The sequence below is a fragment of the Aerococcus sp. HMSC23C02 genome, assembly GCF_001806805.1.
In the GTDB taxonomy this organism is placed as follows: domain Bacteria; phylum Bacillota; class Bacilli; order Lactobacillales; family Aerococcaceae; genus Aerococcus; species Aerococcus sanguinicola.
Window position 1 is genome coordinate 191,512 of sequence record NZ_KV786043.1, and the last position, 24,854, is coordinate 216,365.

General features: G+C 46.4%; 19 protein-coding genes and 2 tRNA genes. 19 read left to right on the forward strand and 2 right to left on the reverse strand.

Annotated features, from left to right (window positions below; translation table 11 throughout):
* Positions 1-59 precede the first annotated feature (59 nt).
* Positions 60-611, reverse strand: a complete 552-nt coding sequence (locus HMPREF3090_RS02305) for a biotin transporter BioY (protein WP_067976014.1) — start codon at positions 609-611, stop codon at positions 60-62.
* Positions 612-1,141: 530 nt separating this feature from the next.
* Positions 1,142-1,214, reverse strand: a tRNA-Thr gene (locus HMPREF3090_RS02310).
* Positions 1,215-1,441: 227 nt separating this feature from the next.
* Between HMPREF3090_RS02310 and HMPREF3090_RS02315 the strand changes: the two genes are divergently transcribed.
* From HMPREF3090_RS02315 to rseP, 19 genes are all read left to right on the forward strand, one after another.
* Positions 1,442-2,164, forward strand: coding sequence for a tRNA (adenine(22)-N(1))-methyltransferase (locus HMPREF3090_RS02315; RefSeq protein ID WP_067976017.1), 723 nt, complete (start codon positions 1,442-1,444; stop codon positions 2,162-2,164).
* The gene (locus HMPREF3090_RS02320) at positions 2,157-3,281 is read left to right on the forward strand and encodes a Nif3-like dinuclear metal center hexameric protein (protein ID WP_067976020.1); all 1,125 of its coding nucleotides are present in this window, start codon (positions 2,157-2,159) and stop codon (positions 3,279-3,281) included. The genes HMPREF3090_RS02315 and HMPREF3090_RS02320 overlap by 8 nt, the downstream gene beginning before the upstream one ends.
* 12 nt (positions 3,282-3,293) lie before the next feature.
* Positions 3,294-4,562 (forward strand): peptidase T, encoded by a 1,269-nt coding sequence (gene pepT, locus HMPREF3090_RS02325; protein ID WP_148130125.1) that lies wholly within the window; start codon positions 3,294-3,296, stop codon positions 4,560-4,562.
* Position 4,563: 1 nt separating this feature from the next.
* A complete protein-coding gene (locus HMPREF3090_RS02330; protein ID WP_070485826.1) occupies positions 4,564-8,184 on the forward strand; it encodes a PD-(D/E)XK nuclease family protein in 3,621 nt (1,206 codons plus the stop codon).
* A complete protein-coding gene (gene addA / locus HMPREF3090_RS02335; protein WP_168140249.1) occupies positions 8,171-11,908 on the forward strand; it encodes a helicase-exonuclease AddAB subunit AddA in 3,738 nt (1,245 codons plus the stop codon). The genes HMPREF3090_RS02330 and addA overlap by 14 nt, the downstream gene beginning before the upstream one ends.
* 57 nt (positions 11,909-11,965) lie before the next feature.
* A tRNA-Gly gene (locus HMPREF3090_RS02340) sits at positions 11,966-12,036 on the forward strand.
* A gap of 61 nt (positions 12,037-12,097) precedes the next feature.
* Positions 12,098-12,691: a ribonuclease H1 domain-containing protein gene (locus HMPREF3090_RS02345; RefSeq protein WP_067976032.1), complete on the forward strand. Its 594-nt coding sequence runs from the start codon at positions 12,098-12,100 to the stop codon at positions 12,689-12,691.
* A 13-nt stretch (positions 12,692-12,704) separates the two neighbouring features.
* Positions 12,705-13,169: a signal peptidase II gene (gene lspA / locus HMPREF3090_RS02350; protein WP_067976035.1), complete on the forward strand. Its 465-nt coding sequence runs from the start codon at positions 12,705-12,707 to the stop codon at positions 13,167-13,169.
* A complete protein-coding gene (locus HMPREF3090_RS02355; protein WP_306345443.1) occupies positions 13,153-14,064 on the forward strand; it encodes an RluA family pseudouridine synthase in 912 nt (303 codons plus the stop codon). The genes lspA and HMPREF3090_RS02355 overlap by 17 nt, the downstream gene beginning before the upstream one ends.
* A 79-nt stretch (positions 14,065-14,143) precedes the next feature.
* Positions 14,144-14,341 carry a YneF family protein gene (locus HMPREF3090_RS02360; RefSeq protein ID WP_070485831.1) on the forward strand — a complete coding sequence of 66 codons (198 nt, stop codon included), beginning with the start codon at positions 14,144-14,146 and terminating at the stop codon, positions 14,339-14,341.
* A 111-nt stretch (positions 14,342-14,452) separates the two neighbouring features.
* Positions 14,453-15,106, forward strand: a complete 654-nt coding sequence (locus HMPREF3090_RS02365) for a lysophospholipid acyltransferase family protein (protein ID WP_067976040.1) — start codon at positions 14,453-14,455, stop codon at positions 15,104-15,106.
* A 123-nt stretch (positions 15,107-15,229) separates the two neighbouring features.
* Complete coding sequence (locus HMPREF3090_RS02370) at positions 15,230-18,406, forward strand: DEAD/DEAH box helicase (protein WP_067976043.1); 3,177 nt, start codon at positions 15,230-15,232, stop codon at positions 18,404-18,406.
* A 157-nt stretch (positions 18,407-18,563) separates the two neighbouring features.
* Positions 18,564-19,346: a 30S ribosomal protein S2 gene (gene rpsB, locus HMPREF3090_RS02375; RefSeq protein WP_067976048.1), complete on the forward strand. Its 783-nt coding sequence runs from the start codon at positions 18,564-18,566 to the stop codon at positions 19,344-19,346.
* Between the two features lie 165 nt (positions 19,347-19,511).
* Complete coding sequence (gene tsf / locus HMPREF3090_RS02380) at positions 19,512-20,390, forward strand: translation elongation factor Ts (RefSeq protein ID WP_067976049.1); 879 nt, start codon at positions 19,512-19,514, stop codon at positions 20,388-20,390.
* Positions 20,391-20,474: 84 nt separating this feature from the next.
* Positions 20,475-21,194: a UMP kinase gene (gene pyrH / locus HMPREF3090_RS02385; RefSeq protein WP_067976054.1), complete on the forward strand. Its 720-nt coding sequence runs from the start codon at positions 20,475-20,477 to the stop codon at positions 21,192-21,194.
* A gap of 5 nt (positions 21,195-21,199) precedes the next feature.
* On the forward strand, positions 21,200-21,760 hold the full coding sequence (frr, locus tag HMPREF3090_RS02390; RefSeq protein WP_067976061.1) for a ribosome recycling factor: 561 nt from the start codon (positions 21,200-21,202) through the stop codon (positions 21,758-21,760).
* Positions 21,761-21,930: 170 nt separating this feature from the next.
* Positions 21,931-22,668: an isoprenyl transferase gene (locus tag HMPREF3090_RS02395; RefSeq protein ID WP_070485833.1), complete on the forward strand. Its 738-nt coding sequence runs from the start codon at positions 21,931-21,933 to the stop codon at positions 22,666-22,668.
* Positions 22,669-22,685: 17 nt separating this feature from the next.
* Complete coding sequence (locus HMPREF3090_RS02400) at positions 22,686-23,477, forward strand: phosphatidate cytidylyltransferase (RefSeq protein WP_067976064.1); 792 nt, start codon at positions 22,686-22,688, stop codon at positions 23,475-23,477.
* 25 nt (positions 23,478-23,502) lie between these two features.
* Positions 23,503-24,762 carry an RIP metalloprotease RseP gene (gene rseP / locus HMPREF3090_RS02405; protein ID WP_067976067.1) on the forward strand — a complete coding sequence of 420 codons (1,260 nt, stop codon included), beginning with the start codon at positions 23,503-23,505 and terminating at the stop codon, positions 24,760-24,762.
* Positions 24,763-24,854: the final 92 nt, after the last annotated feature.

Consider the following 24,854-nt stretch of genomic DNA (forward strand, 5'->3'; position numbering starts at 1 on the left):
TTTTAAAAGAGGCCGGAACTTTTGTCCCAGCCTCAGTTGACCTTTTACAAAGGCTAGGGCTATTTAAAAATGGCAAGTTTATTGAGCCTTTTGACTAAGATGAGAACTAAGAAAGCTTTGATCGAGTCCCCAATATAGAAAACGAGTGTACTGGCAGCGGCAGTTAGATAGGGCATATTGCCGAAGTGACTCATTCCAATCGCACCAACGAGATTAGTGAGCAAGACGCCAGGAATCCAAATAGCCAAGTATTGGACAAAGAGAGGACGATCCTGACTAAGGAGTTGATGGTCTCGGGCAAGGCCGATGAGGAAGGCTGTCATGAGATAAGCGAAGAGATAGGTAGAAGATGGTCCATAGAAAGCTTGAAGACCACCATTGCCACCAGTTAAAACTGGAAAACCAATGGCTGCTAGGATCAGAAAACCTGCCACCGCTGCACTGCCTTTTTTCGCCCCGAGTAGGGCTCCAGAGAGCATGATACCTAAGTTCTGTAGGACAATCGGTACTGGTAAGAAACCAAGAGGGATAGGGGGAAAGAGCCCTAAAACAATGATAATAGCAATCATAATGGCAATGCTTGTCAGGTCTTTACTTCTTTTGTTATTCATTCATTGACACCTCATATTTATTGATGTTTAAAGTATAATTAAAAGAACAAGGAATGTCAACTTAAAATAAATATAGGTTGACGTTTGTTTTAGTATATTTTATTTCAATATGAACGCATCGTTTTGGCCTTTAGGATTGCTAGTTATCAACTAAATATGTTACACTCAGTTTGCACGTAATCATAGCATGTGAAGAAATTTAAGCGCAAACTTTCTCAAGGCCTCAGTCTATGATTACGTGTATTTTATTAATATACATATATACAAAAAAGAGGAGGCCGTATTGGTCTCCTCTTTTTTGTGCTTTATATTAAAAAATAACTTCCCAACTTTGTGAAAGTAGAAAAGTTATAGATAATTTTCTATCAAACCTTATCATACCACTGGTTAACGGTCCAAAAAGTTATAGAAATGTTATAGAAATTCGAGTAAAAACTAGCATTTATTAGACTTTACTAGTCTTTAGTAAGTTCGATAAAGCCCGACAAATCAACATTGGTACTTAGTAGACCTTACTAGATTTCACAAAATGCTGGATGCAGGATTCGAACCTGTGACCCCCGCATTACGAATGCGATGCTCTACCAACTGAGCTAATCCAGCGAAACGATATTCCTATTATAGACCTTTTACGGGACTTTGTAAAATGTTTTTTTAAATTTAGAGTAAAGACAGTTGAATAAGGCCTTGTTGACTTAAAAATACAAAGAGTTGTAAATAAATTTTTATTAGATTCTTTTATTTGAGAAAATGACGGATTCCTAAAGATTTATGGCAACTAAATTAATGGTATAATGAAAGTAAATCTTTTTGCGATAGGGAGAGACTATATGACAAGTGAACATTTATCGAAGCGTCTAGCTAAGGTTGCGGACTATGTTCCTCAGGGAGCACGATTGGCTGATATTGGGTCAGACCATGCCTACCTTGCTAGCTATTTAGTGGCAGCTGGCCGTGTAGAGGCTGCAGTCTGTGGGGAGGTTGCCGAGGGGCCTTACCAGTCGAGCTTGGCAACCGTTCAGGCGCATGGCTTAACCGATTGTATCCAAGTTCGCTTAGCCGATGGTTTAGCTGCTATTCAAGCAAGCGATTGGATAAGCTGCATTGTCATTGCAGGGATGGGCGGCTCATTGATTGTGGACATACTGGCAGCTGGCCAGGCTCAAGGAAAATTAGACCAGCATCCACGTCTTGTTCTCCAGCCTAATGTGGGAGAGGCGGAATTGCGACGCTGGTTGGGAGATAACCACTATCAGATTACGGAAGAGTATATTTTAGAAGAAAATCAAAAAATTTATGAAATTATTGTGGCTGATTATAGCGAAAGTGTTCCTTCTTTGAGCGAAGAGGCACTCGTTTTTGGTCCCTTTACCAAGGCTTCTAATCCAGAAGTTTTCCATAAAAAACTCTACCGCCGCCTGAAGCATGTGCAAGGCATTAACCAATCCTTAAGGCAATCGACAAACCAGGAGAAGCAGGCGAGCTTTAAACACTACCAAGACTTAATTGAAGAGCAGATCCGCATGATGGAGGAGGAGACAAAGGATGACTAAAGTAACTGTTAGAGATATCGTTCGAAAGTTTCAAAGTTTTGCCCCTGAGTCGCTAGCTTTGGGGAAAGATCCAGTGGGCTTGCATTTTGGTTTCTTGGATCAGGAAATCCATAAAGTGCTCTTGACCCTGGATGTGCGTCCAGAGGTGGTTCAGGAGGCCATTGCAAAGGATTGCGATATGATTCTCGCCCACCATCCGCCCATCTTTAAGGCGCCTAAACGGCTAACTGAAGATGATCCCCAGCAAGCCATGTATGCTGAGCTGATTCGGCACGGCATTGCGGTTTATGCAGCCCATACCAACCTCGATGCGGCCTGGGGAGGCATGAACGACTGGTTGGCAGAGGCTTACGATATTGTAGATACCGAGGTTTTATACAGCTACCAGGAAGATAAAAATTACCGCATCAAGGTTTACTTGCCGAAAGAAAACTTAGCGGACTACCAGGCAGCTATCTTTGGGGCTGGCTACGCCCAGGTCGGCAACTATGACCAGGTTTCCTTTACTTCTAAGGGGCAGGGGCATTTCCGACCCTTGGACCAGGCCAACCCTTCTATTGGTTCAGTTCAGGAAGAGACCGCTGTCGACGAAGTCGTCTTCTCTTTCCTGGTTAGCCAATCTGAGCTGTCAGCTGCTTTAGACCTGGCGCGAGACCTCCATCCTTATGAAGAAGCGGTGATTGATGTGGTTTCCTTGGCTAATAAGGGACAGGTCCTAGGCATCGGCCGGGTTGGTCAATTGAAGACGCCTATGCCCTTTAGAGATTATGTGCACTTAGTGAAGGAGCGGACAGGAGTCGATGCTTTGCGGGCTGTGGTCTGGAATTGGGACCAAGAAGTGGAACGAGTGGCGGTGCTCGGTGGCTCTGGGGCTGACGAGTATCCCTATGCCATAGCCAAGGACGCGGATGTTTATATTACCGCAGATGTTTCCTACCATACGGGGCATGACATGATAGCCAACCGCTTGAATGTGATTGATCCTGGCCACCACATGGAGTCTATCTGCAAGGATAAGTTGGCCCAGGTCCTGGTGACTTGGATCGAAGAAGAAGATTGGCCCCTTGCTTATGCTAGTAGCCAATTAAATACGGATCCTTTTACTTTTGTTTATTAAGGAGGAAGTCAAATGACTGAAGAAATCTCTTACCAAAATATTATCGATCGTTTTGTTCGTTATGCCAAGATTAATACCCGTTCAGATGAAAGTTGTGCGGACCAAATCCCTTCTACGGAAAGACAGGTCGTTTTTCTCAAAGACTTAGCGGAAGAATTGAAGGGGCTCGGCCTATCCGATGTGGCTTATCATAGCGATGATAGCTATGTGACGGCCTTACTACCTAGCAATGATCCTGACCATACTTACCCTGTGATTGCCTTCTTTGCCCATGTGGATACGGCTGACTTCAATGCCGAGAATATCCAACCACAAGTGGTTAAAGATTATGATGGGGGTGTCATTCCTCTAGGCAATAGCTCTTATAGCCTGGATCCGGAAGTTTTTCCTAGCTTAAAGAACTACCTTGGCCAGACCTTGATCACTACCGATGGGACCACTCTTTTGGGGGCTGATGACAAGGCAGGACTTGTGGAAATTATTGAAGCAGCCCTCTATTTGATGGCGCATCCAGAAATTAAGCACGGCGATATCAAATTAGCCTTTGGACCGGACGAAGAGATCGGCATGGGAGCCACCCGCTTTAATGTGGAACGCTTGGCTGCTGACTTCGCCTATACCATGGATGGGGGACCTCTAGGCGAATTACAATATGAAACCTTTAATGGGGCTAGCGCTCAATTGCACTTCTCTGGTAAAAATGTCCATCCTGGAACAGCCAAGGACCAGATGATTAATGCCCTACAAGTTGCGATGGACTTCCACGCGGCCTTACCTGAAGAGGCTCGCCCAGAAAAAACAGAAGGTCGGGAAGGCTTTTACCACCTCTTATCCTTGTCGGGAACGGTCGAAGAAGCTGAAGCCGCTTATATTATCCGCGACCATGACCGTGAGGCTTTTGAAGCTAAGAAAGATAAAATCTTGTCCCTGGAAAAAGATTTCAACAACCATTTTGACCAAGAAGTCGTTAAGGTCGACCTGGCGGACCAATACTATAATATGGGCAGCATCCTGGCTGAAGATATGCGGCCTGTCCATCTCGCAGAGAAGGCCTTTGAGGCTGTGGGAATCGAAGCGGAGATTGAAGCGGTCCGTGGGGGAACAGATGGCTCTATCCTGACTTATTGCGGCCTGCCTACGCCCAATATTTTTGCTGGCGGAGAGAATATGCATGGGCGCTATGAATATGTGTCGGTGCAAACCATGGAGAAAGCCATTCAAGTGATCTTAGCTATTGTTTCTTTAGCTAAAGACTATGACCAATTAAGTAAGGAGGTTTAGCATGACCTTGCATTTCCTGCGTATGACCGATACTTATTCTGATAAGTCAGCGGTCTATGCGGATATTGTGGCTGACTTAAGGAACCATCCCGACCGTCAAATCTTCTACCTGGTGCCTGACCATATGAAGTTCGATATGGAAGTCCAGGTCTTGGAAGCTATTCAAGGTCTGGCTAAGGCGGAAGAAGTGAGCGATGGGGCGAGCGGGATGATGCGGCTCCAGGTGATGAGCTTCGAACGTCTAGCCTGGCTCTTGCTCAAGGAAGACTGGCCCCATGACAAGCAAGCCCTGTCCTCTGTGGGGACCATGATGCTCTTGCGGAAGGTCCTCCATGATTTATTCGATGAGCTCAAACTTTACCGGGGCGAATTCAATAAAATTGGTTTCTTATCCGAACTGGCTGATCTTTTCCATGAATTAGAGATGGGGAATATCGATCCCGATTCTTTAGATGAAATCTTGGCCCAGGAAGATCCCCAGGCCTCCTCATTAAAAGCTCGCCAAGTGGATAAGCTAAAGGAATTAGCTATGATCTACCGCGCCTATGAAGCTGAGCAGGGGCGCTTTACTTTGGCTAGCCATGCCGTTTACCAAGCTCTCGATGACTATATCCGTTCAGAAGACATGAGCCAGGTGAGGGTGGTTATCGATGGCTTTTACCGCTTTACAGCGCGGCAGCTGCAGGTTATTGAGGCCTTCCTCCTTAAGGTCCCCAAGCTTGAAGTCATTCTGACGGCGGACCGGGCCTACCGCCAGTCGGGGCCAGCCTGGGATGATCTTTTTACCATTACAGGGGAGGCTTACCACCAAGTCTACGCTTTAGCCAAGAGCCATGGTATTCCCGTGGCAGATGACAAGTTTGCGGGCCCTAATACGGCTTATGCGCCAGCTTTTGCTGGGCTCGATGAATACCTGCGTCAACGTAACCGCCAGGCTCAGTCAAATGAGACTGAGGGGGCAGCTGACTTAGGGAATCATCTAGAAATCTGGAAGTGTGAGTCGCCTTATGTAGAGAGCGAGCAGGTGGCCAATAAGATTTATCAACTGGTAGCTAGTGGCCAATACCGCTACAAGGATATCCAAATTCTGACGCGCGATGTGGACAAGTATCGCTATCAAATTCTGCCCTATTTAGAACAGAATGAAATTCCTTATTTTATTGACAATGCCGAAAGTATGCAGCGGCATCCCTTGTCGCGTTTCTTGGATAGCTTGTACCGGATTTGGCGTTATAATTGGCGCTACCAGGATATCTTTAACCTCTTGCGCAGTGAGCTTTTAATGCCACTCGCTTACTTGGAGGCTGAGGACCGGCAAAGCGGTCAAAAGGCTTTTCGCCGGGTGGTAGACCAGACTGAGAATGTGGTTCTCAAGAATGGCTATGAGGGCCGGCGCTTTTGGCAGTCCGACTATGAGTGGTCTTATTTAGAACTGGATGCTCAAGGGCAAAAGATTGCCCGAGAGGCTGATCAAGTGATTGAAGAAGAGGCCAATCGCTTGAAAAATTTCCTCTTTAACAGTCTGGATCCGCTTTTTAAGACGTGGGAGTCTTCCTTAAAAACAAAGGAGGTCCTGACGACTTTCTACCGCACTTTGGAAGAATTGGGGATTCCTCAACAAATCCTCAATTGGCGTGATGATCTAATTGATACGGGTGACTTAGAACTGGCCCGCCATCATGAGCAAGCCTGGCAAGAGTTTGTCCAGATTTTGGATGAATATGTCTTACTTTTTGCTGAGGAAGATTTTTCGGTGGAGCTCTTCTTCGACCTCATCCAGGTAGCTTTCCGCGAGGCGAAGTACAGCATTGTGCCGCCCAGCCTAGATAGTGTGAGCATTTCAGGCTTGGATAGCCAGCGGTCGAGTGCTAAGCCGGTAACTTTTGTCCTGGGTCTAACCCGGCAAAGTTTGCCTCGCCAATATGAGAACCACAGCCTCTTCAGCGATGAAGACCGCGATTTGATTAGCCAGGGCTTAACGGATCTGCAATCCTTGGCCGCCTCGACCCAGCAAAAGACGGTGAATGAAGCTTTTATTGCTTACAAGGCTTTTTTATCGGCCTATAACAAGCTCTACATCAGCTATCCTTATAATGAATTAGGGGAGAAGACTTCGAATATTTCGCCTTTCTTAGACCAAGTGCGCCAGGCTTATGGCTTTGAAGAGAAGCTCCATAGTTCACAAAACTTAGTGCTCCAGACCCATGAAGAGGTTCACCTGGGCAATTGGCGCAGCCAAGTCCACCACTTGGCCAGCAAGCTCTCCCTGGCTAAGATGCGCCGTGAACAATTGCCAGCTAGCTACGCCTCCCTCTACCAACAAGTTAAGGCCCTCCGCCAGACCCATCCAGAGATTAAGAAGGTCTTAGCAGGTCTTAATTACAGTAACCAGGTCAAAAACTTGCCTGCCGACTTAGCCCAAGCCCTCTATGGTCAACCCTTGTTTACTTCTGTTTCGCAGTTGGAACTCTTTAATAAGGATCCCTTCTCTTATTACCTGGTCTATGGCTTACGGCTAAGAGAAAGGGAGCGGATGCAGCTCGATCCCATTCAGACTGGGAACTACTACCATGGCCTCCTCCAGGCTTTCTTTGACCGTGCGCTAAAGGACCAAATCGCGATAGAAGATTTAACTGCTGACCGAGTTTACAGCATGTTAAAAAATTTGGTGGCCCAAGCCCTCGAAGATGAGGCCAATACCATTTTTACAACCAGTGCACGTTTTAGCTGGATGAACCATGCGCTCAACCGGACGCTCTACCAGGTGATCCAACAAATCATTCGCCAACAGCGGGTAACTAAGCCACGGATTCGGGCAAATGAATTATCTTTTGGTTTAGCGGGAAATTCCCAGAAGGACCTACCGGCTTATGAGCTAAGCCTAGCTGAGGGACAGTCGGTCTTCTTGCGGGGGCGGATCGACCGCTTAGATACTTGGCAGTATGAAGGAATCGACTACTTGCAAGTGGTGGACTATAAATCGTCTAAGCAATCTTACCAATTCCGGCATATCTATGAAGGCCTCTCCCTCCAACTCTTTGCTTATGCCCAAGTGGCTTTAAGTGCTGACCAAGGGGGAGAGGGGGCAGAAGTTTTTGGCACCTTCCACCAGCTTGTGTCTGACCAAGTCCGTCCGATCAAAAAAGAAGCTGATTTTCAAGGGACGGCCTTAGCAACCATGCCTAAAAATTATCAGTTAACGGGCTATTATTTGGCCGATCCGGACCTGCTTCAAGCGATTGATCCGACAACTGATGAAAAAGAGAGCTCGCTAAGCTATCCTTATAAATGGAATAAAAATTTTGTCCTAAAAAAAGATGCTTATGGCTTAAACCGCCAGGAATGGGCCTGGCTCTTGGACTTTGTTGATGACAAGATCCGTCAGACCGCTCAAGCTATCCTAGAAGGTGAGATTGCACTGGCTCCCTTACGCCAGGATAAGGAAAGTCTCTATATTCCGTCCCTCCAGTACCCGCTGAATGCGATTGCCTGCTTTGACCCAGTTGATGGGGGTAATCGCTACCGGGATTGGCGGCTGATGGCTAATGACCGTCAGACCTTCTTCCAAGAAATCCAGCAAGCACTTGAAGAGAAAGGAGCTTTAGATGATGAAAGATCCTAAGCGTCTGACTGAGCTGCCCTTGCAGAGCGAAGGGGACCGGCAGACGCCCGAACAATGGCAGGCTACCTACCAGGAAGGGGATAATCTACTGGTTGCAGCTTCTGCCGGGTCAGGGAAGACCCGGGTTTTAGTGGAGCGCATCCTCCAAAAATTAAAACGTGGCTATCAGCTGCTCGACTTCCTCGTGGTAACCTTTACAGAATTAGCAGCCAGCGAAATGAAGGACCGGATTGAAGCAGAAGTCAAAATGGCTATTAACCAAGCCACGGATGAAGACTTGCGCCGTCACTTAACTGTACAATTAGGCCAGGTCAGTCAGGCTCATATTTCCACTATCGATGCTTTCTGCCGGCAAGTTATCCAACGCTTCTATTATTTAATCGAGATGGATCCTAACTACCGTCTGGTGACGGATGTGACGGAGAATTTTTTGATTAAAGATGAAGTTTGGCAGCGGCTGAAGGAGGAGCGCTTAGCGAGCAATGATGAGGCTTATCTCTTAGTTGCCGAGAACTTCAGTGATGGCCGAAGCGATGACGGCATTGACCAGTTGATCTTTGACCTCTATGACAAGGCGCGGTCCCACGCGGATCCTAAGGCTTGGCTGGAGTCATTGCTGGCTTATTACCAAACGGCTGATTCCTATGACCAGTCGCCCCTCTTCCAGGAAGCTGTGAAACCCGAGATCCGCCGGCAATTAGCTGACATCAAGGCGCGTTTGATCCGTATTGATAATGACCTGCCCCGTCAACTAGCGCCTGGTTTTGAAAAAATGTCGGAAGCTGGCCTGCAATTACAAATTAAACAAGTGTCTAGTCTAGTCGAGGGCCTGGAGCAGATGACCTACCAAGACCTATTTGAAAGCTTCCAATCTCGTCCTTGGCCCAGCCTGCCTCGACGAAGCAAGAAAGATTTTGAAGATGATGATGAGATCTATGCTTTGAGCGCCAGCTACAAAGTGCGGGTCGACCAGGTTAAAGCGGATTATGAGAAGTTGCAGGCCGACTGGTTAGCTTTTTCCGACCAGAGTCAAAAATGGATGCTCGACCAGTCTGGAAACTTGGCTCAGGCTTTGGTTGAGACCGTCATTGCCTTCATCGATGCCATGGCAGCCTACCGTGACCAGGAAAATGTCTTAGACTTTGCGGAAATCGAACTGCGCGCTTATGCAATTCTGACTTCTAATGGGGCTGAGAATGAGGCGCGCGCCTACTACCAAGAACGCTTTTCTGAAATTATGGTCGATGAGTACCAAGATGTGAACGAACTCCAGGATGCGATCTTGACCACTATGTCCCGCCAGGGCTATGATAATAATATGTTCATGGTGGGCGATGTCAAGCAGAGTATCTACCGCTTCCGCTTCGCCGAACCCGGGCTTTTTGTCGGGAAGTACAAGGCTTATGCGGAGGGTGAAGGCGGTCAGCGGATTGATCTGTTGAAGAATTTCCGCAGCCGCCATGATGTGTTGCACTTAACAAATTATATCTTCAGGCAGTTGATGGCGGATGATATTGGTCAGGTCCTTTATGATGACCAGGCCCAACTGATTACGGGCTATACGGCTTATCCAGACCAGGCTCAGATGATTCCTGAATTATTAATTTTTGATAGCCAAGACTTGGACCAGGTCGAAGATGAATTAGAGGATAGTGATGCTGGCCAGGCGGAATTAATCGCCCAACGCATCCAAACCATGATTGAATCGGGCTTTCCCATCTATGACAAGGCCTTAGGGGAAGAGCGTCCCATCCGCTATGATGATATCGTCATCCTCAGCCCAACGCGCAAGCATCACTTACAGGTAGAGGAGGTCTTTAAACGCTATCAAATCCCTCTAGCTCTGGATAAGTTGACCAATTACTTTAAGCGGACAGAGATTATGATTATGGTCAACCTGCTTAAGATTATTGACAATCCCTACCAAGATATTCCCTTAGTTTCAGTTCTCCGTTCAGCTATTGTGGGCTTGGATGAAGTCGATCTGGCTAAGATCCGCCTCGTCGATAAGTCCGTCCATTACTATGAGGCTCTTTTAGCTTATATGGAGACCGCCGACCGCCGGACAAGTTTGTTTAAGAAGGTCCAGCATTTTATGGTCTCCTTGGAAGCTTGGCGGGAATATTCTCGCCAGCAAGCGATCGCTGCTTTAATTTGGCGGATCTACCAGGATACGGCCTTCCTGTCTTATGTGGCTGCCATGCCCAATGGTATCCAGCGGCAGAGCAACCTGCACGGCTTTTACAAGCAAGCCGAACAGTTTGAAGCCAAGCAATTTAGGGGGCTCTTCCAATTTATCCGCTTTATCGAGATGATCTATGAGCGGGACAATGACTTGGAAAGCCCTCAGTTGGTCGATCCAGAACAGAATGTGGTCCAATTGATGACCGTCCATGCCAGTAAGGGTTTGGAATTCCCAGTCGTCTTCTATTTGAACTTATCCAAGGGTTTTAACCGTCAGGATTTTCAAGCCAATGTCATTGTCAATGATAAAGTGGGCCTAGGCCTCAAGGTTAATGACCGTCAAGAGCAAATCTCCTATACCAGTGCCTTGCATAAAATGGCTGGCCTTGAAGCCAAGGAAGAGAGCTTAGCAGAAGAAATGCGGAAATTGTATGTGGCCTTTACCCGGGCTGAACAAAAATTAATCTTAGTGGCGAGTGTAGATGATGGTGAGAAGGCCTTGGCCAGCTGGTCCCATGCGGCAGTGGGTGAAGAACGCCTGGCCAAGAGCTATCGCTTAGGGGCCAGGAGCCCCTTGGATTGGATTGGCCCGGCTATTGTCCGTCATCCGGATGTGCAGAAGGATTTTAAGGGAAGTCTAGAGGGCGCCGAGTCATTAGCGCCTAAAGATCCTTTCCATATCAAGCTAGCTTTTGTGAATGGCGAAGATTTAGTGAGAGATCGCGACCACTTTCTCCATGGGGGGCGTGAAAAAGAGAGAGTTTCAGATGAACAGGCTAGGGCCAACCAGGTCTTATTAGTTCCTGAGGCAGACTACCACTACCCCTATCATCTGGCCACACAAACTGCTAGCTACCAATCGGTGAGTGAGCTCAAACGTCTTTTGCAGGAACCACTCGACCATGAATTAGCGGTTTGGGAAGATGGCCAAGTCCGTCCTCGTAAGCCTGCCCGCCGATATGTGAATCCGGACTGGGAGCGCCCTCATTTTATCCAAAGGGAAGAGCAGGCTGATCCCCGTGCGATTGGGTCAGCGGCCCACTTGCTTATGCAGTGGTTACCCCTTGACCAGTCGCCCAGCGCCCAGGCTTTTGAAGCACTCTTTGACCGTTTGGTAGACCAGGGGGCCCTAGAAGCTTCCCTTAAGGCAGAGCTTGACTTTGACCGCTTAGCTGCTTTCTATGAAACAGATACCGGCCGCTGGCTGCTCAGCAAAAAAGACCAATTATACCGTGAAAAGAGCTTCTCTCTCCTGATGCCAGCTAAGGAAATCTTCTACGACCTGGAAGCTTCGGACAAGCTGCTCATACATGGGACCATCGATGCCTTCGTCGTTTTAGAGGATTCAATTGTGCTCTATGATTTTAAGACGGACCGCTTGGCCTATCTTTCCATGGACCAGCAAGCAGAACGCTTTGCGGAACGCTATCAGGTGCAAATGGATATCTATGCAAGGGCCCTCGAGAATATCTACCAGAAGCCTGTCCAAGACAAATGGATCATTGCTTTAGAAAATTTAAAGACATTTTCTTTAAAATAGACTTGTCTTCATGAAAGATTATGTGCTATAATATTCTTGTTGTTATTTATAGCACATGCGGGTGTAGTTTAGTGGTAAAACAGTAGCTTCCCAAGCTATCGTCGCGAGTTCGATTCTCGTCACCCGCTTAATAAGACCAGTTCAAGTGAGGAAGCTTTCCTCACTTTTTTTCATAAAAGGAGGCTTTTGATGAAATATTATGCAGTGCGTAAGGGTCGAAAGACTGGCATTTATCGGTCTTGGGCAGAGTGTCAGGACCAAGTTTCAGGCTACCCGAATGCTGAATTCAAATCCTTTAAAGACAAGGCTGAAGCCGAGGCTTTCTTAGGGAAGAGTTCAAGTCATCAGTCACCTAGAGCTGAGATGGAAGCCTATGTCGATGGCTCTTACCAGCCGAGGACCAAGACTTATGGCTACGGTGGCGTGATCCTCTACCAGGGCCAGGAATTGACCTACCAGGGTGGAGGCAAAAAAGCAGAACTCCTTAAGATGCGGAATGTTTCAGGGGAAATGATTGCCGCAATGAAGGCGGTCGTCTATGCCCTCGACCAAGGGGTGGCTCACTTAGCTATCTACTATGACTATGCAGGAATTGAAAAGTGGGCGACTGGCGACTGGCAAGCTAAGAATGCCTATACCCAAGCCTATCGTGACTTTATGCAAGAGAAGGGCAAGCAGGTTCAGATTCACTTCCATAAAGTTGCTGCCCACACTGGCAACCGCTATAATGAATGGGCAGACCAGCTGGCTAAAGCGGGTAGCCAAACGGTCCAAGAAGATTGAAAGGAGCTTAAAGATGTGGATTGCTTGCTTAATTATTGTCTTGAGCCTAGTCCTTGACCAAGTCGTTAAGGGGTGGACCGTGAGTCACTTGGCCCTATTTGAGAGTCAGCCCTTAATTCCTCAGGTGCTATCGCTCCAGTACATCCAAAATCGCGGTGCAGCTTGGGGGATGTTAGAAGGGCAGATGGGCTTCTTCTTTATAATCACCCTTGTGGTCGTGGCTGTCCTAGCCTATACCCTCTATAAAGAAAGAAAGCAGGCCTTTTTGCTGCGCCTAGCTCTCAGCCTAATGATCGGGGGAGCCTTGGGCAATTTTATCGACCGGATGAGACTCGGTTATGTGGTGGATATGTTCCGTTTAGACTTTATTGATTTTCCTATTTTCAATGTAGCGGATATTTGTTTGACCCTAGGCGTCTTTCTATGCGTAATTTATTTATTATTTTTTGAGGGGGATGACCATGCTAAGCATTCATGATAAGTGGACGGTGGACCAAGACCAGGGGCGCTTGGACCGCTACCTGGCTGAAATTTACCCCCAACATAGCCGCAGTGAAATTAAGACTTGGATTCAACAGGATGAAGTCAAGGTGAACCAAGGAGTCGTTAAGGCTTCCTATAAGCTTGAAGCTGGGGATGTCATTAGTGTAGACCTGGACCAGGAAGACCAGGTACTCCATATAGAAGCGGAAGCCATCGATTTGGATATTATTTATGAAGATGATGCCTTCTTGGTGGTCAATAAGGCCCAGGGACAGGTTGTCCATCCTTCACCTGGCCATGAAGGAGGCACCTTGGTCAACGCCTTGGTCTACCATTGCGACCACTTATCGGACTGCGGGGAAAGTTTCCGCCCCGGGATTGTCCACCGTATTGATAAGGACACGAGCGGGCTCTTAGTGGTCGCTAAGACCAACCAGGCCCACCAAGCACTGACCCGGCAAATTCAAGATAAGACACTGAAGCGGGAGTACCTGGCCCTCGTTTACGGGCAAATCTTTGAACAATCTGGAACAATTGACGCTGGGATCCGCCGCCATCCCGTCCACCGCACCCGCTTTGAAGTTTCAGAAGAGGGACGGCCGGCCCGGACCCATTTTCGGCTTTTACACCAGTATAGTAGATATAGTCTCCTGGCCTTGGTTTTGGAAACGGGACGCACCCATCAAATCCGCGTTCATTTAGACTTTATTGGTCATCCCGTCGTAGACGACCCCTTATATGCCAAGGACCACCAGCAAGACTTTTTCGATGATAAAGGCCAGCTCCTCCACGCCCGCCGCTTGACCCTCAAGCACCCTGTGACGGGGGAAGAAATGTGCTTTGAAGCCGATTTGCCCGACCACTTCCAAAAGATTTTAGGAGCTATTTAAGCACTAAATTCATTTTACAAGTGCCGGGATCTTTAGTAGAATGATTGAGTATAAGTTTTGCAGAGAGGAGAGAAGCAAGATGACAACAGGAATTTGGATTTTAATTGTAATTTTAGCCTTAGTTGCTGGGATTGCTATCGGTATTTATATTGCACGTCGTACGATGGACAGCTATTTTGAGAAGAATTCACCTATCTCAGAAGATATGATCCGTCAAATGATGGCATCCATGGGACAAAAGCCTTCTGAAAAACGTGTACGCCAAATTATGAACTAAATGAAAACAAGCCATAAAAAATAAGCATAGTCCGCTTGCCAGCTTCTGCTTCTATTAAGAGCATCTTAGCTGACAAGTGGGTGTTTTTTAATTAAAGGGGGCCGGTCACTGATGTACCGTTTTTTTGTGATTTTGATTCGTTGGCTGTTGCGTGTAGTGAATGGTAAGCCGCACTATGAATTCCATCCCGACTATTCGGCCGATGAAACCTATGTTGTGGTGAGCCCACACCGTTCTTTACTGGATCCACCGGTGATTGCAGCGGCCCTGTATCCGGATACGGTTTTCTTTTTAGCGAAAAAGGAACTCTTCGATATTCCGGTTTTTGGTTGGTTGATCCGCAAGGCGGGCATGATTCCGATCGACCGGTCCAAGCCAGGTCGGGCTGCGATGAAAGAATGCTTAAAAGAATTGAAGGCAGGCCATAATATTGGGATCTTTCCCACCGGCTCCCGTTATTCTGCAAAAATCAAGCCCGGGGCCTCCATGCTGGCTGGCATGAGTAAGAAACGACTCTTGCCGGTCGTTTACCAGGGGCCTCTAGAGGTCAAGGGGCTCTTTAGCCGGAAAGCAGAACATCGGGTGAAGGTTCGGGTCGGCGCCCCTATCGACTTGCCCGATAAGAAACGTTTAAAGGATGAAGATCTAGAGGCCTTGGATAAGGCCATTGCGCTTGCCTTTGAAGCCACAGACGCCGCCCTTGATCCGACCTATCACTATGACATCGAGGCGGCCAAGGCCAAGCATAAGCAGAAGAATAAATAAGAGTAAGAGGCTGGGACTTAGTTTCCGGTCTCTTTTACTTTATCCTGCTATTCTCAGGATAGCGCCATGAAATTCTATTTGTGTTATAATGTATTAATAGGAATAGAATTTGGGGGAATGAGCATGAAGTGGAGTATTCCGACAAAAACCATAGCAGAAGGACGTAAACTCTCAGATGAGGGACGGGTGACTAAGGTCTATCCGGTAGAAGCAGAGAATGTTTGGCGCGCAGAAGTGATTGATGACCAGAAATATTATGTCATCCTCGATGGTTCGGGTAAAGAAGAAGACATTTGCCAGTGTGATGAATGGTTCAAGAAGCATTTTTGTGTCCACACTGTAGCCGTTGAGCTCTTCTTGCAAGACCATTCAGTAGTCCGGGCCATGAAATTTAGCCAGCGTCCCTTGTTCTACTATCCAGCAGACCTTTACGACGAGAGCGAGACTTGTGAGCAAGTCTATCAGGAATTTTACCAACATTTTATTGAAGAAGAGACGGCTGATTATTTTGGCCCTCTATTGGTTGAAATCGAACTTTATGATGAACAAAACATACCCTTTAGCCAGGATAATGATAGCCTCTTTTACTTGCGACTGCGGCTAGGGATTGATACGAGCTATTATGTGAACGACCTGGAGGCTTTCTTCCAAGCCTTGCTCAGTGGGGGAAGCTTCAATTTGCAGAACCATAATAATGACCAGGTCTGCTTGCGCCAGGAATGCTTTGATCCAGATATGTACGCCTTCTTGAATAGTCTAGCTGAGGATTTTTTACGGCATAAGCACTGGGAGAATACGATCGCCCATGTTCCTTCAACTAAGAAGAACCAGCAGCGGCTCTATCTCAATGAGGAGGAGTTAATTGCCTTACTCAAGACTGATCTGATTAAACATGTCTTTATTGCTGACCAGGAGCTTGAGAATTTTAGCTTGATCGAAAATGACCGGCCCATCCTCTATAATATTGCCTATGATGGCGAAATTTATCGCTTAAGCCAGGTTCAAGAGGCTAAGTGGTATCGGTATTACGGTTTAATTTTTAACGGGAATGATTTTTACCATATTGAAGCGGATGATAAGTATTTCGATGCCATGTCGATCATCCAGGATAACTTTGTCTTAAATCGTTTTAAATTAGACTTTAAGCCGGAAGAAATGAAGAATTTCTTTTCCCTCTTTGGTCGCCTATTGCTGGAACACAGTCTGGTAAAGAATGTCACTGTGCTGGACTTCGCTCCTCTTCTAGATCTAGACTGCCAGCTTGAGATTGGGGCCAGCCAGGGACGGCTAGAACTGGCCCTGACCTTCCACTATGGCGACTACATGCTCTCCGATGATCCGATTGAAACGGACCTACCTGAAGATAGGATCCTTTTACGCCAGCTAGCGGATGAATTAGACGCTGAAGCCTTCCTACGCGCTTATGGTTTTACAAAGGAAAATTATTATTACTGTAAAGACTACGGGTCGATCGACCAGATGATGAGGGACTTGCAGCGTTTTGAACAATATCTGCCCGAAGATTGGAAGATTAGCTATACCAAGAACTTAGAGAGCTGGCAGTCCAATGATATTGAGGTTGAAGTGGTAACTGAGCAGAATAAGCAACACCGCTTCCTGACCATTGATTTTGAAACGGATGATATCAATGAGCATGAGATTGACCGGATTATTGAACGACTCCAAGCCAATGAACGCTTCATGCAATTAGAGGATGGCCGGATTATTAATGTGAACCAGGTCTTTACGGAAGACCAGAACCGCATGCTCAAACAATTGAAGCAGCAGAATAAGCAGTGGAAGAATGGGGACCCGATCCCGATCTACCAGAGCTTGCTCTTTGCGGACCTCTTGAACAGTCAGGCGGATTTTGAAGCCTTCTATGAGGATATCATGCACCCAGACCAGGAGGACTACCGACCTAATCCACGACTGAAGACCGAGCTTTCCGATTACCAACAATATGCGGTTCAGTGGTTCAAGGTTTTAGCCAAGTATCAATTAGGTGGTCTGCTTGCTGATGAAATGGGCTTAGGCAAGACCGTTCAAACCATCGCTTTCTTATTGGATTACTTGGAAGAACATCCTTCGGGCCAGGTCCTCATTGTTGCGCCAGCTTCGGTACTCTATAACTGGTACCATGAACTTGACCGCTTTGCCCCAAGCTTGGAAGCTGTAGTGATCGATGGTTCTGCTGAGGAAAGGGAACAAATGCGCGAGGAAGGGCATGGGAAGATTTGGATCTCATCTTATTCTTCCTACCGCAATGACCAAGTAGCCTACCAGGACTACTTCTTCGATGTTTTAATCCTGGATGAAGCCCAAGCCCTGAAGAACAATCGAACCGTTCTTTACCAATCCTTTATGCAGCAAAAGTCTGGCTTACGGATTGCCTTGTCGGGGACACCGCTTGAAAATAACTTGCAAGAATTCTGGTCCCTCATGCAAATTATTTTGCCCGGCCTCCTGCCTGGTCGTCGCGATTACCAGCAATTATCGGTTGACCAGATCCGTAAGCGGGTCCAACCCTTCGTTCTCAGACGGACCAAGGCGGATGTTTCCCTAGAATTACCAGAAAAACGGAGTTCCGACCGCTATGCTGGGATGACACCCGAACAGAAAAATATTTACCTGGCTTATCTTAAGGACATCCAAGAACAGTTGGCGGAAGGAAATTTCGACAGTGGGCGGACACGGATGGAAATGTTGGCGGCGATTACACGCTTGCGGCAAATTTGTTGCCATCCCCGCTTAATCGACCCTGATTCTGAAGCAGGGTCCGGGAAGTTTGACTACTACCGCAACTTATTAGATCGGGTCCTCCAAGATGACAAGCGCGTTTTAGTCTTCTCCCAATTCACCTCCATGCTGGATATTTTGGAAGAAGATTTAAAGGCTGAAGGAGTGACCTATTTCCGCATTGACGGTCAAACCAAGAAGGGGGACCGGCAAAGTCAAGTTGACGCCTTCAACCAGGGTGAGGGCTCAGTCTTCCTCATTTCCTTACGGGCAGGGGGCGTTGGGATTAACCTGACGGGTGCGGATACGGTCTTCCTCTATGACCTCTGGTGGAACCCCTCGATTGAGGAACAAGCCATTGGTCGGGCCCACCGGATTGGTCAGAAGAAGAATGTTCAAGTCTACCGGATGATCACTGAGGGAACGATTGAACAGCGGATTGCTGAACTTCAAGAAGAAAAACGCAATCTCTTTGAACAGCTCTTCGATGAAGAAGCCAAAGATTCCGACCGCCTTTCTATGGAAGACTTGAAGTATATTTTAGACTATGAAGAGAAATAGAAAAGGGACTTGCCCTAAAGTTCCTCATGTGCTATAATCTTCTAGTGCCTTTAGGGCATGAAATGTCACACCCTATGGATTGGAACGCATGGTGCTCATTGAGAGTTGCGTTCAATTGAAGTAGGGGCGGAATAAAACCAAATAGGAGGAATTTTTAATGGCAGTTGTAAGTATGAAACAATTATTAGAAGCAGGGGTTCACTTCGGACACCAAACACGTCGCTGGAACCCAAAAATGGACCGTTACATCTTTACAGAACGTAATGGTATCTACATCATCGATTTACAACAAACAGTAAAATTAATCGATGAAGCCTACAACTATGTACGCGATCTTGCAGCAAATGATGGGGTAGTTCTCTTCGTAGGGACTAAGAAACAAGCCCAACAATCAATTGAAGATGAAGCAATTCGTTGCGGTCAATACTATGTTAACCATCGTTGGTTAGGTGGGACTTTGACTAACTGGGAAACCATCCAAAAACGTGTACGCCGCATGAAAGATATTGACCGTATGGAAGAAGACGGCACTTTCGATGTGTTACCTAAGAAAGAAGTTCTTGAACTCGAAAAAGAACGTGAAAAATTACAAAATAACTTGGGCGGTATCGCTGACATGCCACGTATTCCAGACGTGATGTTTGTGGTAGACCCTCGTAAAGAACACATTGCAATCAAGGAAGCACACAAGTTAAATATTCCTGTGATCGCTATGGTTGATACCAACTGCGACCCAGATGAAGTAGACTATGTGATTCCTTCAAATGATGACGCTATCCGTGCGGTTAAATTAATTAGCCAAACGATTGCGGAAGCTGTTATTGAAGGACGTCAAGGCCTTGACGAAGAAGAAGCCGCTGAAGAAGCAGCTGTATCAAACGAAGACCTTGAAGCTGTTGCAGCTAAGATGCAAGGTGAAGAAGAAGCTGACCAAGACTAATTCAGTCTCGACTTTGGACTGTAAATCTTGCAGTCTTTAGCAAAATAGAGTAAAATTAGTTTGGAGTATAGAGCTATCTTGTAAGGACGATCAAGCTGTGAGTAGGCTGTACTTATGAGATAGCTCTTTTTAAAAAGATGACAATCAATCGAGGAGGATTTATAGATGGCAATTACTGCAAAACAAGTTAAAGAATTACGTGATCGAACAGGCGTTGGGATGATGGACGCTAAGAAGGCCCTCCAAGAAGTAGATGGCGATATGGATAAGGCTATCGACTACTTGCGTGAAACAGGCCAAGCTAAAGCTGCGAAAAAGGCAGGCCGTATTGCTGCTGAAGGTTTAGCTAAAGTTCTGGTTAAGGGCAATGACGCAGTGATCGTTGAATTAAACGCTGAAACTGACTTCGTTGCTAAGAACGAAAAATTCCAAAACATGTTGAATGCAATTGCTGAAGCCCTATTAGAAGCAAAACCTAGCTCATTAGAAGATGCAATGACTAGCGTACAAGTTGACGGCACCCAACTTGATGAATACATGAGCCAAATGATTTCCGTTATTGGTGAAAACTTAAACCTACGTCGTTTCACTATTTTCTCTAAAACAGATGGTCAACATTTCGGTCAATACTCTCACTTAGGGGGTAAGATTGCTGTTTTAGTTACTGTTGACGGTGGCGATGAAGAAGTTGCAAGCAATGTTGCGATGCACATCGGCGGGATCAACCCACAATACATCGATGAAAATTCTGTCCCTGAAGAAGTGGTTGAACACGAACGTGAAGTTCTTACTGAACAATCACTTAACGAAGGCAAACCAGAAAAAATTGTTCACAAGATGGTTGAAGGACGTCTCCGTAAATTCTTCTCAGAAATCTGCTTAGTGGACCAAGACTACCTATTAGATGGTGACCAAACAGTGGGTCAATACCTCAGCTCTAAGGGTGCTTCAGTTGTTGACTTCCGTCGCTATGAAGTTGGCGAAGGCATTGAAAAACAAGAAGAAGACTTTGCTGCTGAAGTTCAAAGTCAAATGGGTAAATAATTAGATGTAATTCGCCGTTTTAACGGTAGCAGATGGGTTGGGATTTCTTTTCCCAACCTTTTTCATAAGGAGATTGAAAATAAAATGGCAGAACCAATGTACAAGCGCGTGGTATTAAAGTTAAGTGGTGAAGCTTTGGCGGGAGACGATGGCTTTGGCATCAATCCTGCCGTGATGAAAAAAATTGCTAGTGAAATTAAAAGCGTCCATGAGCTAGGGGTTGAAATCGCTATCGTTGTCGGCGGTGGCAATATCTGGCGTGGAGTAACCGGTGAACAAATGGGTATGGACCGGGCCCAAGCCGACCATATGGGAATGCTGGCAACGATTATGAATGCTCTAGGACTCCAAGACTGTTTACAGAATGTGGGCGTTCCTTCCCGGGTTCAAACTTCTATTGAAATGCGGGAAGTTGCTGAACCTTATATCCGCCTACGTGCGATTCGTCACTTAGAGAAGGGGCGTGTGGTCATCTTTGCAGGGGGGACAGGGAATCCTTTCTTCTCAACAGATACCGCTTCGGCTCTGAGAGCAGCTGAGATTGAAGCCGATGTGATCTTGATGGCTAAAAACGGTGTGGATGGGGTCTATTCTGCTGACCCTCAAGTCGATACTGATGCTATCAAGTACACCGACTTAACCTACTTAGATGTGATCAATAAGAATCTGCGTGTAATGGATTCCACGGCCTCAACCTTGAGTATGGATAATGACATTCCACTCGTCGTCTTTAACTTAAATGAACCAGGAAATATTCGCCGCGTTGTGATGGGCGAACCGATTGGTACAACTGTAAAGGGGTAGAAATTATGGCAATCAATACATTAATTAAAGATACTGAAAACCGTATGAAGAAGTCTGAAGAATCCTTGCGAGGCGAACTGGCTCGGATCCGAGCTGGAGTAGCCAATGCTAGCTTACTCTCAGGCATTGAAGTGGACTACTATGGGGCGCCAACACCGCTCCAATCCATTGCTTCAATTACCATCCCAGAAGCTCGGATGTTAGTGGTAACACCTTACGACAAATCCGCTTTGGAAAATATCGAACACGCCATCAATGCTTCAGATATTGGTATTGCGCCAACAAATGATGGGGATAAGATCCGCCTTGTTATCCCTGCCTTGACCACAGAACGCCGCCAAGAGCTTTCTAAATTAGTAGGTAAGGACTTAGAAGATGCCAAGGTGGCTGTCCGTCATATCCGTCGTGATGCTATCGACACCATCAAAAAAGCGGAAAAAGATAGCGAAATTACGGAGGATGACCAACGTCGGATGGAAGAGGACGTGCAAAAGGTCACTGACCAAAGTATTGCTCGTTTAGAAGATATCGCTAAAGAAAAAGAAGAAGAAATTCTTAATGGCTAGTTAGCCTCTGGAAAGAGTCTGGACCCGTCCAGGCTTTTTCTTTTTGGACTCTTTTAAGTAAATTTCACTTAAAAATCCAAGAATAATTTTTTTTGCTGTGAATCTATGGTAAGATAGACAAGATATAAGCGAGCAGCTTTTAATATTTTTTAGCAAAGGATGGATGATGAATGACACTGGCGAAAGCATTAAACCCGGAACTCCCGCTTCCCCAACACGTTGCCATTATTATGGACGGTAATGGACGCTGGGCAGAAGAGCGGGGGCTGAAACGGACAGAGGGTCATAAAGAAGGACTCAATGCGCTCAAGCGGACCATTGTTGCGGCTGCTAAGTTAAAAATCAAAGTGCTAACAGTTTATGCCTTTTCAACGGAAAACTGGGCCAGGCCTAAAAGAGAAGTTCAGTACCTGATGTCGCTTCCTCATTTGCTCAATCAGAAGGTGATGCCGGAATTAATGAAGAATAATGTCCGGGTCTGCCTAACGGGAAATCGTGAACATGTCCCCGACAAAACTTGGTCTTATATTGAATCAGCTGTTAAGAAAACAGCGGATAATGATGGCTTGATCTTAAACATCGCCTTTAATTATGGCTCGCGCTTGGAGATTGTTAAAGCCTGTCAGAGCTTGGCTAAAGAGGCGGCAGAAGGCCAGCTTGATCCAGTAGACATTGATGAAGAAAGCTTCAGCCAGCACCTGCAAACGGCTTTCTTGGGTGACTTGCAAGATCCCGACCTATTAATCCGCTCGAGCGGGGAAATCCGCTTAAGCAATTACTTACTCTGGCAACTGGCCTATAGTGAATTTGTTTTTACAGATACCAAATGGCCAGACTTTGATGAAGATGTTTTCTATGCTTGCCTAGCTGAATTCCAACACCGTCAGCGTCGTTTCGGCAAAGTTTAAGAGAATAGGAGAGGCTTATGCGATTAAGAACTCTGACAGCTCTGGTGGCGCTGGCTATTTTTATCCCCTTACTGGTTATGGGAGGCAGTGCTTTTGAATTGTTGGTGATAGCCATAGCGGGTATCACCCTCTTTGAATTACTCAGCTTATTGGCTGTCAATTTTTTTACTTTAGAAAGTTTTTTTGCTTATTTGTTGATGTATCTGGCCTTGCTTCCCCAGCACTACCTGGATTTCTTACCTGAGCAATTGGACCAGATGACCCTTTTTTATACTGGGGTTGTTATCTTTCTTTCCCTAATGGTCCACCGACCAGAGCGCTTAGATTTTAGCCTGATTGCTAAGATAACTTTGGCTGCTCTCTACGTGGGCCGGGGCTATCATTTTTTAATTCTAGGTCGAGAAATGGGTCTTTTAGCGATTCTTTTTGTTTTGGTAATCATCTGGTCCAATGATACTTTTGCCTATTTAACGGGTCGTGCCATTGGCCGTCGTCCCTTGGCACCCGCCATTTCACCCAATAAAACGATTGAAGGCTCGATCGGGGGCATTGTTGGGGCCTTCTTGGTTTCTTTAATCTTTGACTATTTCTTTAATATTTACCAGCTCAGTTTCTTGGGGAATTTAATCTTGGTCATCCTTCTCTGCTTGGCTGGGCAAATGGGAGACTTGGTCGAGTCATCGATCAAAAGACAGTACCATGTCAAAGATTCAGGCAAGCTATTGCCGGGGCACGGGGGCTTTTTGGACCGTTTTGATAATATCTTATTTGTCCTACCCATTTTTTACTTTTTGATGGCCTTCTTTTAAGTAGACTAAGCGAAGGGAGTTTTTTATGAAAACCATCATTACTTTCTTACTCATATTTTCAGTTATTGTCATCTTCCACGAATTTGGTCACTTCTTTTTTGCTAAACGGGCGGGGATTCTCGTGCGTGAATTTGCGATAGGGATGGGGCCTAAGCTCTACCAGTACCAGGGCGAGGAAACCACCTATACGATCCGCCTCTTACCCATTGGGGGCTATGTTCGTATGGCAGGACTTGAGGAGATGGCGGACAGTGTGGAAGCGGGCATGCAGCTTTCTCTGACCTTTAATGAGGCGGGTAAAGTATCGGAACTTTCGCTAGCTGAAGAAGATCTTGCCGCTGAGGCCTTGCCGGTTGAAGTGGTCACTGCTGATTTAGACCGCGACCTAAGTCTTCAAGCTATTCCTTATGGGGAAAGAGAAGCTCAGACTTATGTGATTGACCGGCAAGCAGACTTTGTGGAAGCGGATGGGACCCGGCTAAAGATTGCCCCTTATGACCGGCAATTCCAGTCTGCTTCTATTCCCCAACGCTTAATGACAAATTTCGCAGGCCCCATGAATAATTTCATTTTGGGAATCCTTGCCTTTACTGTTTTAGCCTTTGTCCAAGGGGGCGTGCCCTCCTCTGAGGCTATTGTAGGTGAAGTTGTCGACGGTTCACCGGCCCAAGCGTCACATTTACAAACAGGTGATCAGATTCAGACCATTAATGGCCAGGAAGTCGCTTCCTTTGCGGACATGCAGGCCAAGGTTTCGAGTTCTGAAGGTAAGCCCTTAGAAGTGACCTATGAACGCCAGGGTCAAGAAATGACGACCCAGCTCCAACCCAAAGAAGTGGACTATAAGGGACAAAAAATCTACCAAATCGGCGTTGGCCGTTTTAAAGATAGCCGTTTCTTGGCTAAACTAACTTACGGCTTTAAGGCGAGCTGGGCCATGATTACAGGGATTCTAACTACCCTAGTAGGAATGTTTAAGAATGGCTTTAACATCAACCAATTTGGTGGGCCGGTCTTTATGTACCAAGCGACTGGTGAAGTGGTCAACCAGGGCTGGATTGCTATTATGTCTTGGACCGCTATGTTAAGCCTCAATTTAGGGGTGGTGAACCTCTTGCCTGTCCCCGCCTTGGATGGGGGGAAGATCCTCTTCAATATTATTGAAGCGGTCCTAGGTCGCCCTGTTGACCAAAAAGTCGAAGGCATTATTAACCTGGCCGGAGCAGCTTTATTATTTATATTAATGATTGCCGTGACTTGGAATGATATTCAACGTCTATTTTAAATGTTTATATAAGATGGAGTGAGCAGCCGATAAAATTGGCTGACTTGCCCTGACTCGATTCGAGGGTAGGAGATGGAAGTAGTTGATGAGTG

Excerpts from the sequence above, each read along its gene's own strand:
- HMPREF3090_RS02305 (WP_067976014.1), bottom strand. The coding sequence starts at position 611 with ATGAATAACAAAAGAAGTAAAGACCTGACAAGCATTGCCATTATGATT.
- HMPREF3090_RS02315 (WP_067976017.1), top strand. The coding sequence starts at position 1,442 with ATGACAAGTGAACATTTATCGAAGCGTCTAGCTAAGGTTGCGGACTAT.
- HMPREF3090_RS02320 (WP_067976020.1), top strand. The coding sequence starts at position 2,157 with ATGACTAAAGTAACTGTTAGAGATATCGTTCGAAAGTTTCAAAGTTTT.
- pepT (WP_148130125.1), top strand. The coding sequence starts at position 3,294 with ATGACTGAAGAAATCTCTTACCAAAATATTATCGATCGTTTTGTTCGT.
- HMPREF3090_RS02330 (WP_070485826.1), top strand. The coding sequence starts at position 4,564 with ATGACCTTGCATTTCCTGCGTATGACCGATACTTATTCTGATAAGTCA.
- addA (WP_168140249.1), top strand. The coding sequence starts at position 8,171 with ATGAAAGATCCTAAGCGTCTGACTGAGCTGCCCTTGCAGAGCGAAGGG.
- HMPREF3090_RS02345 (WP_067976032.1), top strand. The coding sequence starts at position 12,098 with ATGAAATATTATGCAGTGCGTAAGGGTCGAAAGACTGGCATTTATCGG.
- lspA (WP_067976035.1), top strand. The coding sequence starts at position 12,705 with ATGTGGATTGCTTGCTTAATTATTGTCTTGAGCCTAGTCCTTGACCAA.
- HMPREF3090_RS02355 (WP_306345443.1), top strand. The coding sequence starts at position 13,153 with ATGCTAAGCATTCATGATAAGTGGACGGTGGACCAAGACCAGGGGCGC.
- HMPREF3090_RS02360 (WP_070485831.1), top strand. The coding sequence starts at position 14,144 with ATGACAACAGGAATTTGGATTTTAATTGTAATTTTAGCCTTAGTTGCT.
- HMPREF3090_RS02365 (WP_067976040.1), top strand. The coding sequence starts at position 14,453 with ATGTACCGTTTTTTTGTGATTTTGATTCGTTGGCTGTTGCGTGTAGTG.
- HMPREF3090_RS02370 (WP_067976043.1), top strand. The coding sequence starts at position 15,230 with ATGAAGTGGAGTATTCCGACAAAAACCATAGCAGAAGGACGTAAACTC.
- rpsB (WP_067976048.1), top strand. The coding sequence starts at position 18,564 with ATGGCAGTTGTAAGTATGAAACAATTATTAGAAGCAGGGGTTCACTTC.
- tsf (WP_067976049.1), top strand. The coding sequence starts at position 19,512 with ATGGCAATTACTGCAAAACAAGTTAAAGAATTACGTGATCGAACAGGC.
- pyrH (WP_067976054.1), top strand. The coding sequence starts at position 20,475 with ATGGCAGAACCAATGTACAAGCGCGTGGTATTAAAGTTAAGTGGTGAA.
- frr (WP_067976061.1), top strand. The coding sequence starts at position 21,200 with ATGGCAATCAATACATTAATTAAAGATACTGAAAACCGTATGAAGAAG.
- HMPREF3090_RS02395 (WP_070485833.1), top strand. The coding sequence starts at position 21,931 with ATGACACTGGCGAAAGCATTAAACCCGGAACTCCCGCTTCCCCAACAC.
- HMPREF3090_RS02400 (WP_067976064.1), top strand. The coding sequence starts at position 22,686 with ATGCGATTAAGAACTCTGACAGCTCTGGTGGCGCTGGCTATTTTTATC.
- rseP (WP_067976067.1), top strand. The coding sequence starts at position 23,503 with ATGAAAACCATCATTACTTTCTTACTCATATTTTCAGTTATTGTCATC.